Genomic DNA, 14,763 nt, shown 5'->3' on the forward strand with positions numbered 1-14,763 from the left:
GGCCCGCGCCCCTGCCCTCACCCTTCCCTCACCAGAGAGCCATTCGCCCGCTCAGGAAACGCGTTCCCCCGGCGGGAGCGCTCCCCTCCGTCAGGAAGAAGGTCACACATGGAGTGCGTCGTCCACCGCATCCGGCTGCGCGAGGCGGCCGAGCACGAGCGGTTCGAGAAGTGGGTGCGGGAGGTGGACTACGCGGCCTGTCCGCAGCTGCCCAGTGTGGTCTCCTTCTCCGTTCATCGGGTCTCGCTCGCGGCGGACGCGCCCGTGCACTACTTCGAGGTCATCCAGGTGACGTCACAGGCCGCCTTCGCGGCGGACGCGGCCGGGGACGTCTTCCGCGGTCTGGAGGCGGAGTTCGGCACGATGGCCGAGGTCGTGGACGAACTGGCCGGCGAGCGTGTCGGCGCGGGGTACGCCGCCGGCTGAACCGCGGCCCGCCCGCCGCCGGCACAGCGGCCAGGGCCCCGACCCGGGATGGCGGATTCCGGGTCGGGGCCCTGACGTGTGCCCGTGCGGGCCGGGGAAGGGAGCGGCCGACGCCGCTCAGGCGGCTGTCAGCAGCAGCACCGCGTTCTGCCCGCCGAAGCCGAAGGAGTTGCTGACGGCGGCCCGCACCTCGCCCTCGCGGGGCGCCTTGGCCACCACGTCGATCTCCGCCTGCGGGTCCTGGCTGTCCAGGTTCGCGGTCGGCGGGACGAGTCCGTGCTCGACCGTCAGCGCGGTGAGGGCCGCCTCGATGGCCCCGGCCGCGCCCAGCGCGTGCCCGAGCACTCCCTTGACCGAGGTCACCGAAGGCCGCTCCCCCAGCACACGGCGGACCAGCCGGGCCTCCGTCACATCGTTGAGCGGTGTGGAGGTGCCGTGCGCGTTGACGTGGTCGATGTCCTGCGGGCCCAGGTCCGCGTCGGCCAGTGCGGCGCGCAGGGCCAGTTCGGCGCCGGCGCCCTCGGGGTCGGGCGCGGTGGGGTGGTGGGCGTCCGCCGAGGCGCCGTAGCCGCTCACCCGGGCCCGGACACGGGCGCCCCGCGCGCGGGCGTCCTCGGGGCGTTCCAGCACCAGTACGGCGGCGCCCTCGGCGAGGACGAAGCCGTCCCGCTGCGCGTCGAAGGGGCGGGAGGCGCCGGTGATGTCGTCGTGGCGGGCGGACAGTGCTCCCATCTGGCTGAAGCCGGTGGCGAGGGAGGGTGTCATGCACGCCTCCGTGCCGCCGGTCACGACCACGTCGCAGGCGCCGCTGCGCAGCAGTTCACGGGCGGTCCCCACGGCGGTGGTACCCGAGGCGCAGGCGGTGGCGGTGACCAGGTTGGGGCCGCGGGCGCCGAGTTCCAGCGCGATGTGCCCGGCGGACATGTTCGGGGCGAGCAGGGGGATGAGGAGCGGCGACACCCGCTCGGGGCCCTGCTCGCGCAGCACGTCGTACTGCTTCTCCCAGCTCGCGGCGCCGCCCAGGCCGCAGCCGAGCACCACCCCCACCCGGGCGCCGTCCCAGGTGTCCGTGTCGAGCCCGGCGTCGGCAACGGCCTCGGCGGCGGCCACGAGGGCGAACTGGTTGCACCGGTCCAGCCGCCACGCCTTGCGCCGGCCGATGAGTGCGGCACCGTCGAAGCCGGGCACCGGGCAGCCGAACCGGGCCGGTACCGCCGCCAGACCGGGCACCTGGGCCGCCGCGGTGCCGGCGGCCTCGCACACGCGCTCCCAGCAGACCGCGGTGCCCACTCCGGCGGCCGTCACCATGCCCACTCCGGTGACGGCCGCGTCGAACGGTTCGCGCGGAGTGCCGGGCATCAGACGCCCACCAGCTTGGACTCGATGACCTTGGCGGCCCGGGCCATGGTGTCCTCCGGGCCCAGCTCGTCGTCGCCGACGGAGACGCCGAACTCCTGCTGCACGGCGAGCGTCAGCTCGACCAGGGCCAGCGAGTCGAACTCCAGGTGGGTGAAGGTGTGGTCGGGCTCCACCTCGTCGGCGCCGATGCCGAAGCCGCTCAGCAGGCCCACGAAACGCTCGTACACATCGCTCATCGTCTTCACTCCGTAGCTTCGGGTCGGTCGTGCGTGCATGCGGTCGGTCGGGGGACGGCGGGCCGGGTGCGCGCCGGGCCGCGGTGCGCGGGGCGGCACGGCGGCCCGCCGGGGTCAGTGCGGGCTGATGCCGGGCCAGTTCAAGGCGGCGGCGCCCCAGGTGAGGCCGCCGCCGAAGGCGCAGGTCACCACGCGGTCGCCGGGGCGCAGCGCACCGCCGGCGGCGGCGTCGGCGAGGGCGAGCGGCACGGAGGCGGCGGCGGTGTTCCCCACCCGGTCCAGGTGCACGTGGCAGCGGGACCGGGGCAGTCCCAGCAGATCGGCGACGGCGTAGAGGATCCGCACGTTCGCCTGGTGCGCGACCAGCAGGTCGATGCCCTCGACGCCCCAGCCGCGGCGCTCCGCCACCTGTCGGGAGGCCGCGGCCATCCGCTCCACGGCGTTGCGGAAGACCTTCTTGCCCTCCATCCGGAAGTACGGGTCGCTCAGGTGGGCGGTCCCGGGCCGCACCGGGTCGCGGGAGCCGCCGGAGGGCACCCGGATCAGGTCGGCGCCGGTGCCGTCGCTGGCGAGCACGAGGGGGCCGAGCGCGCCGGGTTCGTCGGCGGTGCCGGCCCGCAGCACGACGGCTCCGGCGCCGTCGCCGAAGAGGGCGCGGGTGGAGCGGTCGGCCGGGTCGAGGATGCGCGAGTAGGTGTCGGCCCCTACGACCAGTACGGTGCCGGCCAGGCCGGCCGCCAGGAATCCGGCGCCGGTGGCCAGCGCGTACAGGAATCCGGTGCACACCGCCCCCACGTCGAGGGCGGGGACGGTGCCGAGTCCGAGTTCGGCGGCGATCAGCGGCGCGGTGGCCGGGCACGGCCGGTCGGGTGTGGTGGTGGCCAGGATCAGCGCGTCGGCGTGGTCCGTGCCGGCGGATTTGAGCGCCCGCCGGGCGGCCTCCACGGCCAGGTCGGAGGTCGCGGTACCGGGTTCGGCCACGTGGCGGCGCCCGATGCCGGTGCGGGTGCGGATCCAGGTGTCGGAGGTATCCAGTCCGCGGCTCAGCTCCTCGTTGGTGACGATCCGTGGGGGCAGCCAGCCGCCCAGACCGCACAGGACGGGTGTGGGAGGGTGCGCAGACGCCATCGCGGTTCCCCTCAGCGGTCCACGGCCGCCGGCGTCCGGCCGGGCTCCTCGTCACCGGCGCTCTGGTCGTCGGCGACCGACCGGGCGTCGGCGAACATGCCGCGCACCACACAGGCGATGGTCTCCTTGATGACCCGCTCGGCCACCGGGTCGAGGATGCCCGCGAGGCTGGGGATGCCGAAGTCGAAGCCGGCGCGGAAGGTGATCCGCGATCCTCCGCCGTCCCGCGCGGTGACGCGCCATTCGCCGGTGAAGTCCTCGAAGTCGCCGTCCTGCTGGGCGAAGACGATGGTGCCGGCCTCCGGGTCGGCGTGGTCGGTCTCGGTCCAGCGCAGGATGCCGTTGCGGAAGTACACCTCCCAGTCGCTGCTGTCCCCGTGGGTCACCACTGCGCGGATGTCGGGCGCCAGCTGCGGGTAGCGGTCGAAGGCGCGGACCGCGTCGAACGCCTCCCGCGGTGCGGTGCCCGGAAGGTCCATCGTCAACTGAACGCTACGCATGTGCGGTACCGCCTTGCTGGGTCGGGAGGGAACGGGCTGCCTGCGCGCGGCAGGCACGGTCGAACGCCTCGCACAGGAACTCCTCGTCGGAGGGGGTCAGGACGGCCGGCGGGGTGAAGCGCAGCACCATGTGCGAGTTGAGGGAGTGGTTGGCGATGACGCCCTGCTCGATCAGTTCGATGAGCAGTTCCCCGGCCGGTCCGGGTTCGGTGAACTCGACGCCGATGAGCAGGCCGCGTCCGCGTACCTCGCGCACCAGCCCGGCCAGGTGGGTGTGGGCGATACGGCGCAGTTCGGGCAGCAGCCGCTCCCCCAGCTCGTGGGCACGGCCGACCAGACCGTCCTCCTCGGTGGCGGCGAGCGCGCCGCGTACCGCGGCCATGGCCAGGGGGGTGCCGGAGAAGGTGGAGGTGTGCAGGTAGGGGTCCTTGTCGAAGGCGGCGAACGCCTCCGGGGTGGCCACCAGCGCGGAGACGGGCAGCACTCCGCCGCCCAGCCCCTTGCCGGTGAGCAGGATGTCGGGGGTGACGCCTTCGCGGTCGGCACCCCACCAGGTGCCCAGCCGTCCCAGGCCGGTCTGGATCTCGTCGAGGACGAAGAGGGCCCCGTGGCGGCGGCACAGCCGCTCCACGTCCTTGAGGTAGCCGTCCGGCGGGACGATCACCCCGGCCTCGCCCTGCACCGGTTCCAGCACGACGCAGGCCCGGCCGGCGGGCAGGGTCCGCAGCATCTCCTCCAGGGCCGCCGCGTCGCCGTAGGGGACGTGATCGACGCCGGGCAGCAGCGGGCGGAACGGCTCCTGGAAGACGTCCTTGCCGGTGAGGCTGAGGGCGCCGGTGGTCTTGCCGTGGTAGCCCTGGTGGGCGGCCACCAGCCGGTCGCGGCCCAGGGTGCGGGCCAGTTTGATCGCCGCCTCGACGGCCTCGGCCCCGCCGCAGGCGAAGTGGACCCGCTCCAGTCCTCGCGGGGTGCGGGCGACCAGCGCCTCGGCGGCCCGGGCGGCCTGCGGTTCCAGGAAGAGCCGGGTGGCCACCGGGTGCCTGGCCAGTTGCGCCTCGACGTGCCGGACGACGGTCGGGTGCCGGGCGCCCATCAGGAAGACGCCGTAGCCGCCGCAGTTGAGGAAGCGGCGGCCCTGTTCCCCGGTGACCCAGGCCCCTTCGGACTCCAGCTCGACGTGCTTGCCGAACAGCTCGCCGAGGGTGGCCCGGCCCTTGCTCATGGTGGTGCGGTAGAGCCGGATCAGGGTGTCCGCGTCGTCCTGGGTCCCGGCGGGAGCGGCGGCGGCCGGGGCGGAGGCGGGTGCGGAGGTCGGGACGGTCGTCACGAGGCGGCTCCGTGGGAGGGGCGGGCGTCGGCGGCACCGGCGTCGCGGGGCTCGCTCGCGTCCGCGTCGCCGAACAGGGCCCGCCAGGCGCCGAACACCGCGTCCCGGGGCCGTGAACCGCTGCTGATGCTGACGCCCTGGATGTGGGAGGTGCGCAGGATCGGGTAGTTGGCCTCGCCGAAGACGCCTCCGGTCAGTCCGGTGCCGCCGTGGGTGGGCAGGCACGGCAGGAAGCCGATGTGCGAGTCGTTCACCTTCAGCAGGCCGCCGTTGCGGACCCGCGCGGTGAAGTGCTCGACGACGGCGGGGTCGCGGGCCCACAGCGAGTTGCGCAGCCCGTAGGCGTTGGAGTCGACGAACTCGGTGAACAGCCGCAGCAGTTCCTCGTCGGAGGCGGGTTCGGCGACGACGACGGGCAGCAGCGGGAAGAACGTCTCGTGACGTACGGCGTCCATCTCGCGTGCCCCGGCCAGGCCCCGGACCACCAGGACGGTGGGTTCCAGGAAGATGCCGTACGGGTCGCGTGTACCGTCCAGCTGCATCGCGTGCCCGCCGCACAGCACTTCGGCGCCCTTGGCGCGGGCGTCCTCCAGGCACTGGAAGAATTTCTCGTTACGCAGCACGGGGGTGAGCAGGACGTCGGGGTCCCCGGGCCGGCCGGGCCGTATGTGGCGTACCTGCCGGGTGAGTTCGTCCAGCAGCGCGGGCGCGACGTCAGGGTGCACCAGCACCTGATTGGGAATCATGCACAGCTGTCCGGAGCCGTAGAAACTCTCGGTCAGTGCTTCCGCGGCGAGTGCCGCGTCGGCGTCCTTCCAGACCGTCACCACGTCGTTCCCGGCCAGTTCGAGGATCGGTTTCTTGCCGTGTTCGACGCAGCGCTTTTCGAAGGCGATTCCGTTCTCGCTGCTGCCGAAGTAGATGATGTCGTCCACTTCGGGGCTCTCCAGCCAGGTGTTGAGCATCGGCGCGGGATCGCCGCACACCACGTTGAGCACCCCGGCCGGTGCGCCGAGTTCCTCCAGTACCGGAACGACGATCTCCTGGAGCACGTACATCACTCCGAGCGGGCCGCTGCGCGGTGCCCGCACCACCAGCGAGTTGCCGGCCATCAGGGAGGTGACGCCGAGGACGGCGCTGGAGAGCGGGGCGTTCTGCGGAGGGTTGAGGCAGACCACACCGTCCGGCTGCCTGCGCACCTGGAGCCGGCGCTCGCCGTGGGTGAACTCCTGGAGCATCCGCGAGCGGTAGAAGGCGACCGATTCGGGACCGAAGGCGTCCAGCATGCCGGAGACCTGCCAGCGCGCGAGGGGCAGCGGGTGCCCTTCCTGGACGAGCACCCGGGCGATGTCCCGGGCCCGGTCGGCCAGCCGGACGCGGAGCAGTTCCGCGAACCGGACGAGACGGGTGTCCAGTGGCACCGCACACCATTCGGGAGCGGCGGCAGCGGCTGCCTTGACAGCCAGTTCGACGGTTTCCCGGTCCGCCTTTGCGACTTTCCCGACGATGGCGGGCGGCAGTTCCCCGGGTGCGGTCCTGCCCTGCTCCAATTGCCGTTTCAGTCGCAGGCTCGCGAAGACGTCGTCGAGCAGTGACTCGGAATCCAGTACGTAGACCCAGTCGCTTCCGCTCACCTGCTTGCCGTTGACATATGAGTGGTAGGTGCGCGGCGGTTCCGGTTTTCCGGGCCCTGCGGACCGCCACTCGGTTTGCGTACTGGAATCATCCGTACTGCGCACGCCGCTCCCCTTGCGTGTAAGGACTCCGGTCTTCCGGGTGCACCGGCCGAAACGGGACGCGGAATATATTTCCAGTGCTTCCTGATAGGGCACTGAAATCTCGATGACGTCCGGTTCCCGCCCCTTTCCCGGAGGGCGGCCGGAGAGCGAAGGGGACGGCGGCAGGGCAGCGGCCGGACGCGCCCGGCAAGCCGGTCAGCGTCGGCCGTCGGCCGTCGGCCGTCGCTGACCGGTCACCCGGCGTCGGCGCGTGGAGCGGACAGCGGCGGCCGGGGTGACACGGTCCGCCCCGACTGTTATTTTGGTCGCGTGACTAACTTAGTCGTCCGAGCAAGTCGGTGGAGCCGCGCCGGGGCACCGCCCGCACCCCGCGCCCTCGCACCCGCCGCGCCCGGGCGCCCCGCAGCCCGGCACGCGCGAGGCCGGGTGCGCGACCGGCGGAACCGGCCGCGCACCCGGCCTCGGCACGGCGCGCACGGCCCGCCGGCCGTGCGCCACCCCTCACGCCATCAGACTCGGCTCCTGGCGCAGGATCTCCGACAGCCGTGCCTGCATGCCCGGACCCGGCTCCAGCCCGAGGTCGTCGGACAGCTGCCGGCGCACCCTGTGGTAGGCCCCGATGGCGTCCGCCTGCCTGCCGCAGCGGTAGAGCGCCAGCATCAGCTGCTCGCAGAAGCGTTCCCGCAGCGGATAGCGGGTGAGCAGCTGTTCCAGTTCGGGCACCACCTCGCGGTGCTGCCCCAGGGCGGACCTGGCCTCGATGAGCAACTCCCGGGCGATCAGCCGCATCTCCTCCAGGTGGGCGGCGGCTGTGCGGCAGGCGATGCCCTGGCCGGCGTCCGAGAGGGCGGCGCCGCGCCACATCCGCAGCGCACCGGTGAGCTGGGGGATGCAGGCTTCGGGATCGGTCCTCACCCGGCTCCCGAGGTGTTCGACGATCCGCGTGAAGCGGACGGCGTCGATGTTCTCCGCGTCGAGGTCGAGGATGTAGCCGGAACTGGAGGTGCGGATCAGCTCCCGCGCGTACGGGCTCCTGGTCTGCTGCACCAGGGTGCGCCGCAGCCGGGCGATGTGCCCCTGGAGCGTGTTGGCGGCGGTGCGCGGCGGGTTCTCGCCCCACAACTCGTCCAGCAGCTTCTCCCCGGGTACGACCGCGCCTGGGCTCAGGGCGAGGGTGGCGACGATGGCCCTGAGCTTCTCGCCGGGCACCTGCACCGATCCCTCACCGTGCCGGATCCGCAGCGGTCCCAGTATCTCGATGAGCACTCTTCTCCCCGTTCGTCCGTGTCGTGCTGGAGGGGGGCGCGACGCCGTGCGCGGTACGCGTGGGGCGCGGCCTCCCTCATTGAGTTGTGCGAGGCGGGTGGTCGGTTGACAGCGGCGTTCCAGTCGGGCTCCAGCAAGCCACCACCGCGGCCCGGCACACTGGTCGGGCAGGTCGCACCACCCCGCCGGGCCGGGCCGGGAGGCGGTGCGGTCGCAGCACCCCGTGCGGTCAGGAGGCGCGGTGGGCGGCGTGCCGGCCCAGCACCCACAGCCCCACCGTGGCGCACAGCACGAAGGCCGCCCAGACCAGCAGCGTCAGCACCAGACGGCGCCGGCGCTCGCGGCGCTGCCACTCCCCCAGCACACTGTCGAAGGAGCGGTCTACGGGCGGCACTTGCTCCGCGGCCACCTCCAGCGCCTGTTTGAGCCCGTGCACCGTGCGGTCCCTCACCGAGTTCACCTGCGTGCCTCCATGGCCTGTGTGAGGGCGGCGATCCCCCGCGCGGTGTGCGTTTTGACCGAGCCCGCCGAGATGCCCATCGTCGCCGCTATCTCCCTCTCCTGAAGCCCCAGCCAGTGCCGCAGCACCAGTGCCTCGCGCTGCCGGGCGGGCAGGCGCCGCAGGGCTCTTAACAGCGCCCGCTGGTCGTCCCGGAGCAGGGCCGAACTCTCGGCGGAGGCCACCCACTCCGTGCGGGTCACCGCGTTCCGGCGGACGACCTGGAGGTGCCGTATCCGCATGCGGGTCAGATTGCAGACGATCGAGCGCAGGTACGCCTCGGCCTTCTGCGGCGAGCGCAGCTTCCACCACTCCCGGTACATCTGGTAGAAGGCCTCGGCGACGATGTTCTCGGGGTCGTCGGCACCGAGCAGCGCGGCCAGCCTGAGCATGCGCGTGTACCGCTCTTCGAAGAGTTTCGCCAGTTGCCCTTCGCGGGTCGCCTCCGCGTTTTCCGGCCGGGCGCTCTCCTTTCGCCTCCCGTACTCGGCCGGCGACAGCCGCGCCGCGCGGAACACCTCGGCATGGACATGCGGCCTGGCTGATTCCATGAGCAGTTCGCTCCCCCGTGGCCGATTATTGATCGTTGAAACACAAGCGGGGCGGCGGCCTGGTCAACTCCCTGAACCTCGCCCTGCGTCAATCAAATATCTCAGCAATCACCCGTGACGCAAGGAAAATTACTCGTAACCACCGGTATACCGTCGGGGAAGCCGAACGCCGACACCCTGTCGAAGCGCAGCTCATGGCAGCCGCTGACAGTAGAACGCCGCCATGCTTTCGAAGCCTTCGGCACTTACCGCCCGTACCCCCGGAAGGGGGTACGGGGAAAGCACCGGGAAAAGACAGCGACCGCGCTGGGGAAAAAGAAAAACCGCTCAGTAAGTTTTTTCGCGCGACGGCCCCGCGCGGCCCGGTGGGACCCCCGGTCCGCTCCCGCTGCCGGACGGCGGGAACAACCGGCAGCGCGGTGGCCGCCGTCCGCCTCGCCGAGGGCGCACCCGCGGCAGCCCTTCACCCGCCCGGGGAGGGCACACGGCGCCGCCGAACGCACCGGCCCGGGGGCCGTCCCTCAGGCGGCGCGGACCCGGCGGACCACCGGCGACCGCACCGTGCGGGCCGCCGCCGTACCGGCAGGCGGCCCGCACATCCGGTACGGCCGCCGCCACACCCCCTGCGGGCGCAGCGAGAAACCATGCTCCTCCCAGAACCGCCGCCACCAGGGTCGCGATCACGGCGCTCTCAGCCATCAACCCATCCGTCGCTCATAGCGGAACGCTCCGTCCACTGATGTGTTGCGCCCGCGGGCGGCCGGGAGGACACGGATCCAAAGATTCTTCCGTTTCTCCCACTCCCCCGGCCGCCGGCGGTCGCGACGGAAGGGTGCGGCTACGGGGCGAGCGGACCGACGGTCTCGGCCTGCTGCCCGTTCGCACGCTCCCCGTCCGGCAGGGGCCGGGCCGGCGGCAGCGCGTGCGCCGGGTCGTGCACCTCGCCGACGAGCATCTCCAGCACGTCCTCCAGCGCTGCCACCCCCACCACCCGGCCCGCGTCGTCGGAGACGGCGGCCAGGTGCGAGGCGCCGGCCCGCATGGCGGTCAGCGCGTCGTCCAGCGGGGTGCGGGCCCGCAGCGTCGTCATGGGCCGCCACAGCCGGCGCGGCACCGGGCGGTCGCTCTCCTCCAGGTCGAGCACGTCCTTGACGTGCAGATAGCCGAGGAAGCCGCCGTCGCCGGCGCGTACCGGGAAGCGCGAGAACCCGGTGCGTACCGTCAGTTCCTCCACTTCGCGCGGCGTCACGCCCGGCCCCACGGTGACCAGCCCGGTGGTGGGCAGCATCACGTCGGTCAGCGGGCGGGACCCCAGCTCCAGCGCGTCCGCGAGCCGTTCGTGCTCGTCCGCCTCCAGCAGCCCGGCCTGCCGCGAGTCGGCGACCAGCCGGTTGAGCTGCTCGCTGGTGAACACCGCCGCCACCTCGTCCTTCGGTTCGACACGGAAGAGCCGCAGCACGACGGTGGCGCACGCGCCCAGCGCCACCGTCACCGGACGCGTGAGCCGGGCGAAGGCGACCAGCGTGGGCCCCAGCCACAGGGCGGTGCGTTCGGGCGCCGCCATGGCGAGGTTCTTGGGCACCATCTCCCCCACCACCAGGTGGAAGAAGACGACCACGGCCAGCGCGACGACGTACCCGGCCGGATGCACGAGGGCCTGCGGCATCCGCACGGCGTGGAAGACGGGCTCCAGGAGATGGGCCACCGTCGGCTCGGCCACCGCGCCCAGCGTCAGCGAGCACACCGTGATGCCGAACTGGGCGGCGGCCATCATCTGCGGCAGCGTCTCCAGCCCGCGCAGCACCCGCCGGGCGCGGGCGGAGCCCTCGGCCGCGAGGGGTTCGATCTGGCTGCGGCGCACCGAGACGAGGGCGAACTCGGCGCCGACGAAGAAGCCGTTGCCGAGCACCAGCACCGCGGCGAACAGCAGTTGCAGCACGCTCATCGGGCCGCCGCCTCCATGTCGCGGGCGGCCCGCGGGGCTTCGCCCTGTGCTCGGTGCGGGGCGGTGATGCGGACCCGCTCGGCGCGGTGGTGCGCCACGTGCCGTACCCGCAGCTCCCATTCCTGACCGCCGGGCGCCCTCAGCCGCACCGTGTCGCCCGGTGCGGGGATGCGGCCGAGCAGGTCGGCGACGAGCCCCGCCACCGTCTCGTACGGTCCCTCGGGCACCTCCAGCCCGATGCGGCGCAGTTCACCGACCCGGCAGCTGCCGTCCGCCTCCCAGCAGGGGCGGCCGTCCGCTTCGGGCGCCGCGGGGGCCAGTTCGGGCAGTTCGTCGTAGAGCTGCCCGTCGTGCTCGTCGCGCACCTCCCCGACGATCTCCTCCACGATGTCCTCCAGCGTCACGACGCCCGCCGTCCCGCCGTACTCGTCGACGACCACGGCGATGGGCTGTTCACTGCGCAGCCGCGCCAGCAGCGGTCGCACCGGGAGAGTCTGCGGCACCAGCAGCGGCGGCACCGCCACGCGGGCGACGGTGGTGTGCAGACGGCGTTCGGCGGGCACCGACAGGGCGTCCTTGAGGTGCACCATGCCGGTGACCTCGTCGAGCGTCGTGCGGTAGACGGGGAAGCGCGACAGACCGGTGGCGCGGCTGAGGTTGAGCACGTCCTGCGCGGTCGCCCGCGCCTGCAGGGCGCTGACGCGGACCCTGGGGGTCATCACCTGCTGCGCCGTCAGCTCGCCCAGTGCCAGGGTCCGTACGAACAGGTCGGCGGTGTCCTGTTCGAGGGCGCCGGCGCGGGCCGAGTGCCGGGCCAGCGAGACGAGTTCGCCGGGGGTGCGGGCCGAGGCCAGTTCGTCGGCGGGCTGCACCCCGAAGAGGCGGACCATCCGGTTGGCAGCCGCGTTCAGCGCCGCGATGACGGGCCGGAAGAGCCGGGAGAAGAGACGTTGGGGGCCCGCCACGAACCGGGCGACGGCCAGCGGACGGGAGACCGCCCAGTTCTTGGGGACCAGTTCGCCGACGACCATCTGCACGGCCGCGGCGATCAGCATGCCCGCGGCGACGGCGATGCCGTGGACCGCGCCGGGCGGCAGTCCGCAGGCGGTCAGCGGTGCGTCCAGCAGCCGGGCGAGGGCCGGCTCGGCGAGCATGCCGGTGACGAGGGAGGTGAGAGTGATGCCCAGTTGGGTGCCCGACAGCTGGAAGGACAGCTCACGCAGGGCGCGGACGACGGCGCGGGCCTTGCGGTCACCCTGCGCGGCGGCCCGCTCGGCCTCGGGTTTCTCGACGGTGACGAGCCCGAACTCCGCGGCGACGAAGAAGCCGTTGGCGAGGATCAGCAGAAAGGCAACGCCGAGCAGCAGGAGCGGGAGGGTCATGCCGCGCCCCCCGCGGTGGGGAACGCGGCGCACGTACTACAGGACGATCCGTCCATCGCTGGAGGTGGTCACTCCTCGGTTCGCAGGTGCCCGCGAGAGCGCGGGGCGGCTCCGGCCTGTGGAGCCGGTGGGAACAGAGTAGACACTGCCCCTCACCCCGCGAAGACGCGCGGCACCGCGCCGGGGTTCACGTCCGGCTCAGCGCGCCGCCCCGCCGTGGGCCTCCTGCCGGGGGCCGCCCTCGTCGACGAGGGACCGCAGGGCGCGGGCGTGCGCGAGCGCCTGCTGTTTGGCGATGCCGGGCTGGATGCCCATGGCGGGCAGGCTGGTGCCGTCCGACAGGTCGAGCGAGACCCACGGGTCGCCGGGGCGCAACCGCACTCCGAGGACCTGCGCCCAGGCGAGGCGGCGTTTGGTGGTCAGGTTGACGACGGTGATCCCGTCGGCGTCGGCCGTCACCCTCGGCCGGCTCAGCAGCACGAGGACGGCGAGGAACACGGCGCCGGTGAAGACGAAGCTGGCGCGTTCACCGCCGCCCATGTCGAGCATCAGCGCGACGACGGTGAGGGCCACGAACACCGTGAACCCCGCCGTCAGCAGCACCACACGGGTGTGGGTGGGACGGAAGGTGACGGGCAGCGCGGGCGGACGTGAGCTGTCGGTCATGAGCTTGGCTCCGGTCACAGACGGCAGGCGTGGATGCCGGTGGTGAGGATGGCGCGGGCGCCCAGGTCGTACAGATCGTCCATGATCCGCTGGGCGTCGGTGGTGCGCACCATGGAACGGACGGCCACCCAGCCCTGGTCGTGCAGCGGGGAGATGGTCGGCGACTCCAGCCCGGGGGTGAGGGCGACGGCCTCCTCCAGGTGCTCGGCGCGGATGTCGTAGTCCATCATCACGTAGCTGCGGGCGACCAGGACGCCCTGGAGGCGGCGGAGGAACTGCTGCACCTTCGGCGACTGCTCCTCGGTGCCGCTGCGCCGCACGACGACGGCCTCCGACTCCAGGATCGGCTCGCCGACGACCTCCAGACCGGCGTTGCGCAGCGAGGTGCCGGTCTCCACGACGTCGGCGATGACCTGCGCGACACCCAGTTCGATGGCCGTCTCGACGGCGCCGTCCAGGTGCACGACGGAGGCGTCGATGCCCTTGTCCGCCAGATGCTTGGCCACCAGCCCCTCGTAGGAGGTGGCGACGGTCAGCCCGTTCAGGTCGGCCGGCGAGGAGATGGTGCCCGGCTTGGCCGCGAAGCGGAAGGTGGAGCGGGCGAAGCCCAGCGGCAGCAGCTCCTCGGCCCGGGCCCCCGAGTCCAGCAGCAGGTCCCGGCCGGTGATGCCGATGTCGAGCCGCCCGGAGCTGACGTAGATCGCGATGTCGCGGGGGCGCAGGTAGAAGAACTCGACCTCGTTCTCCGGGTCCACCAGGACGAGTTCCTTGGACGCCTTGCGCTGCTGGTACCCGGCCTCATGCAGCATCTCCCCGGCAGGGCCGGAGAGGGAACCCTTGTTGGGGACGGCGATGCGCAGCATGAAGAGGCTTCCTTCGGTCAGTCGTGCGGTGAGGTCGGGGCTGGTGAGCGGCCTTGGCGGCGCTCAGAGGTGAGCGTATACGTCGTCCAGGGCGATGCCCTTGGCCGCCATGAGGACCTGGAGATGGTAGAGGAGCTGCGAGATCTCCTCGGCGGTCCGCTCGTCACCCTCGTGCTCGGCGGCCATCCAGACCTCCGCGGCCTCCTCCACGATCTTCTTGCCGATGGCGTGCACGCCCTGCGCGGCCAGCTCGGCGGTACGGGAGGTCGCGGGGTCGCCGTGGGCGGCCTTGTGCTGCAACTCGGCGAAGAGCTGCTCGAAAGTCTTGTTCGCCATGGTGTCTGCCAGCCTACGCCGTCCCCCGGGCCGCTCAGCGCCAGGGTTCCGCGACCGTGCGGAGCGCCGCCGCGGTGGCCACGGCGGCGGTCACCGCCTCGTGGCCCTTGTCCTCGGTGGATCCGGGCAGCCCCGCGCGGGCCACGGCCTGCTCCTCGTCGTCGCAGGTCAGCACGCCGAAACCGATGGGGACCCCGGTGCTGACGGCCACCTCGGTGAGGCCCTGGGTGACCCCCTGGCAGACGTAGTCGAAGTGCGGGGTGCCGCCGCGGATGACCACGCCGAGGGCCACGATCGCGTCGTAGCCCCGCCCGGCCAGCACCTTGGCGACGACGGGCAGCTCGAAGCTGCCGGGCACCCGCAGCAGGGTCGGCTCGTCGATGCCCAGTTCGCGCAGCGCCCGCAGGGCGCCGTCGACCAGTCCGTCCATCACCTGCTGGTGCCACTGGGCCGCGACCACCGCCACCCGCAGATTGTGGCAGTTCTTGACGGTCAGTTCGGGTGCGCCCTTGCCGCTCACGGTGCTCCTCGTGCGTTGTC

16 protein-coding genes are annotated in these 14,763 nt (G+C 72.6%); 1 reads left to right on the plus strand and 15 read right to left on the minus strand.

The annotated features are described in order from the left end of the window. Window positions 1-108: 108 nt before the first annotated feature. Window positions 109-426, plus strand: a complete 318-nt coding sequence (locus tag IO40_RS0103905) for a hypothetical protein (protein ID WP_016467647.1) — start codon at window positions 109-111, stop codon at window positions 424-426. A 117-nt stretch (window positions 427-543) separates the two neighbouring features. On the opposite strand, the gene IO40_RS0103910 is transcribed toward IO40_RS0103905, so the two are convergent. From IO40_RS0103910 to ribH, 15 genes are all read right to left on the minus strand, one after another. Further along, on the minus strand, window positions 544-1,785 hold the full coding sequence (locus IO40_RS0103910) for a beta-ketoacyl-[acyl-carrier-protein] synthase family protein (RefSeq protein WP_016467648.1): 1,242 nt from the start codon (window positions 1,783-1,785) through the stop codon (window positions 544-546). Further along, window positions 1,785-2,021 (minus strand): acyl carrier protein, encoded by a 237-nt coding sequence (locus IO40_RS0103915; protein WP_016467649.1) that lies wholly within the window; start codon window positions 2,019-2,021, stop codon window positions 1,785-1,787. Before IO40_RS0103915 ends, IO40_RS0103910 begins: the two co-directional genes overlap by 1 nt. A 114-nt stretch (window positions 2,022-2,135) precedes the next feature. Next, on the minus strand, window positions 2,136-3,149 hold the full coding sequence (locus IO40_RS0103920) for a beta-ketoacyl-ACP synthase III (protein WP_016467650.1): 1,014 nt from the start codon (window positions 3,147-3,149) through the stop codon (window positions 2,136-2,138). Window positions 3,150-3,160: 11 nt separating this feature from the next. Next, on the minus strand, window positions 3,161-3,649 hold the full coding sequence (locus tag IO40_RS0103925; protein ID WP_016467651.1) for a type II toxin-antitoxin system RatA family toxin: 489 nt from the start codon (window positions 3,647-3,649) through the stop codon (window positions 3,161-3,163). Beyond that, entirely contained in the window at window positions 3,642-4,976 is a 1,335-nt protein-coding gene (locus tag IO40_RS0103930) for an aspartate aminotransferase family protein (RefSeq protein WP_016467652.1), read from the minus strand. Before IO40_RS0103930 ends, IO40_RS0103925 begins: the two co-directional genes overlap by 8 nt. Then, entirely contained in the window at window positions 4,973-6,610 is a 1,638-nt protein-coding gene (locus tag IO40_RS33105; RefSeq protein ID WP_225842035.1) for an aldehyde dehydrogenase family protein, read from the minus strand. Before IO40_RS33105 ends, IO40_RS0103930 begins: the two co-directional genes overlap by 4 nt. Before the next feature lie 606 nt (window positions 6,611-7,216). After that, complete coding sequence (locus IO40_RS0103940) at window positions 7,217-7,981, minus strand: AfsR/SARP family transcriptional regulator (protein ID WP_016467654.1); 765 nt, start codon at window positions 7,979-7,981, stop codon at window positions 7,217-7,219. 229 nt (window positions 7,982-8,210) lie between these two features. After that, window positions 8,211-8,441, minus strand: coding sequence for a hypothetical protein (locus tag IO40_RS0103945; RefSeq protein ID WP_016467655.1), 231 nt, complete (start codon window positions 8,439-8,441; stop codon window positions 8,211-8,213). Next, window positions 8,438-9,031 (minus strand): sigma-70 family RNA polymerase sigma factor, encoded by a 594-nt coding sequence (locus IO40_RS0103950; protein ID WP_016467656.1) that lies wholly within the window; start codon window positions 9,029-9,031, stop codon window positions 8,438-8,440. The genes IO40_RS0103945 and IO40_RS0103950 overlap by 4 nt, the downstream gene beginning before the upstream one ends. An 838-nt stretch (window positions 9,032-9,869) precedes the next feature. Continuing rightward, window positions 9,870-10,976: a hemolysin family protein gene (locus IO40_RS0103955; protein WP_016467657.1), complete on the minus strand. Its 1,107-nt coding sequence runs from the start codon at window positions 10,974-10,976 to the stop codon at window positions 9,870-9,872. Further along, a complete protein-coding gene (locus tag IO40_RS0103960) occupies window positions 10,973-12,358 on the minus strand; it encodes a hemolysin family protein (protein ID WP_031174885.1) in 1,386 nt (461 codons plus the stop codon). Before IO40_RS0103960 ends, IO40_RS0103955 begins: the two co-directional genes overlap by 4 nt. A gap of 198 nt (window positions 12,359-12,556) precedes the next feature. Next, entirely contained in the window at window positions 12,557-13,024 is a 468-nt protein-coding gene (locus IO40_RS0103965; protein WP_016467659.1) for a PH domain-containing protein, read from the minus strand. A gap of 14 nt (window positions 13,025-13,038) precedes the next feature. Continuing rightward, window positions 13,039-13,887, minus strand: coding sequence for an ATP phosphoribosyltransferase (gene hisG, locus IO40_RS0103970; protein WP_016467660.1), 849 nt, complete (start codon window positions 13,885-13,887; stop codon window positions 13,039-13,041). Window positions 13,888-13,950: 63 nt separating this feature from the next. After that, a complete protein-coding gene (locus IO40_RS0103975; protein ID WP_016467661.1) occupies window positions 13,951-14,223 on the minus strand; it encodes a phosphoribosyl-ATP diphosphatase in 273 nt (90 codons plus the stop codon). Between the two features lie 34 nt (window positions 14,224-14,257). Next, window positions 14,258-14,743, minus strand: a complete 486-nt coding sequence (ribH, locus tag IO40_RS0103980) for a 6,7-dimethyl-8-ribityllumazine synthase (protein WP_016467662.1) — start codon at window positions 14,741-14,743, stop codon at window positions 14,258-14,260. Window positions 14,744-14,763: the final 20 nt, after the last annotated feature.

The organism is Streptomyces albus subsp. albus (assembly GCF_000725885.1).
Taxonomy (GTDB): domain Bacteria; phylum Actinomycetota; class Actinomycetes; order Streptomycetales; family Streptomycetaceae; genus Streptomyces; species Streptomyces albus.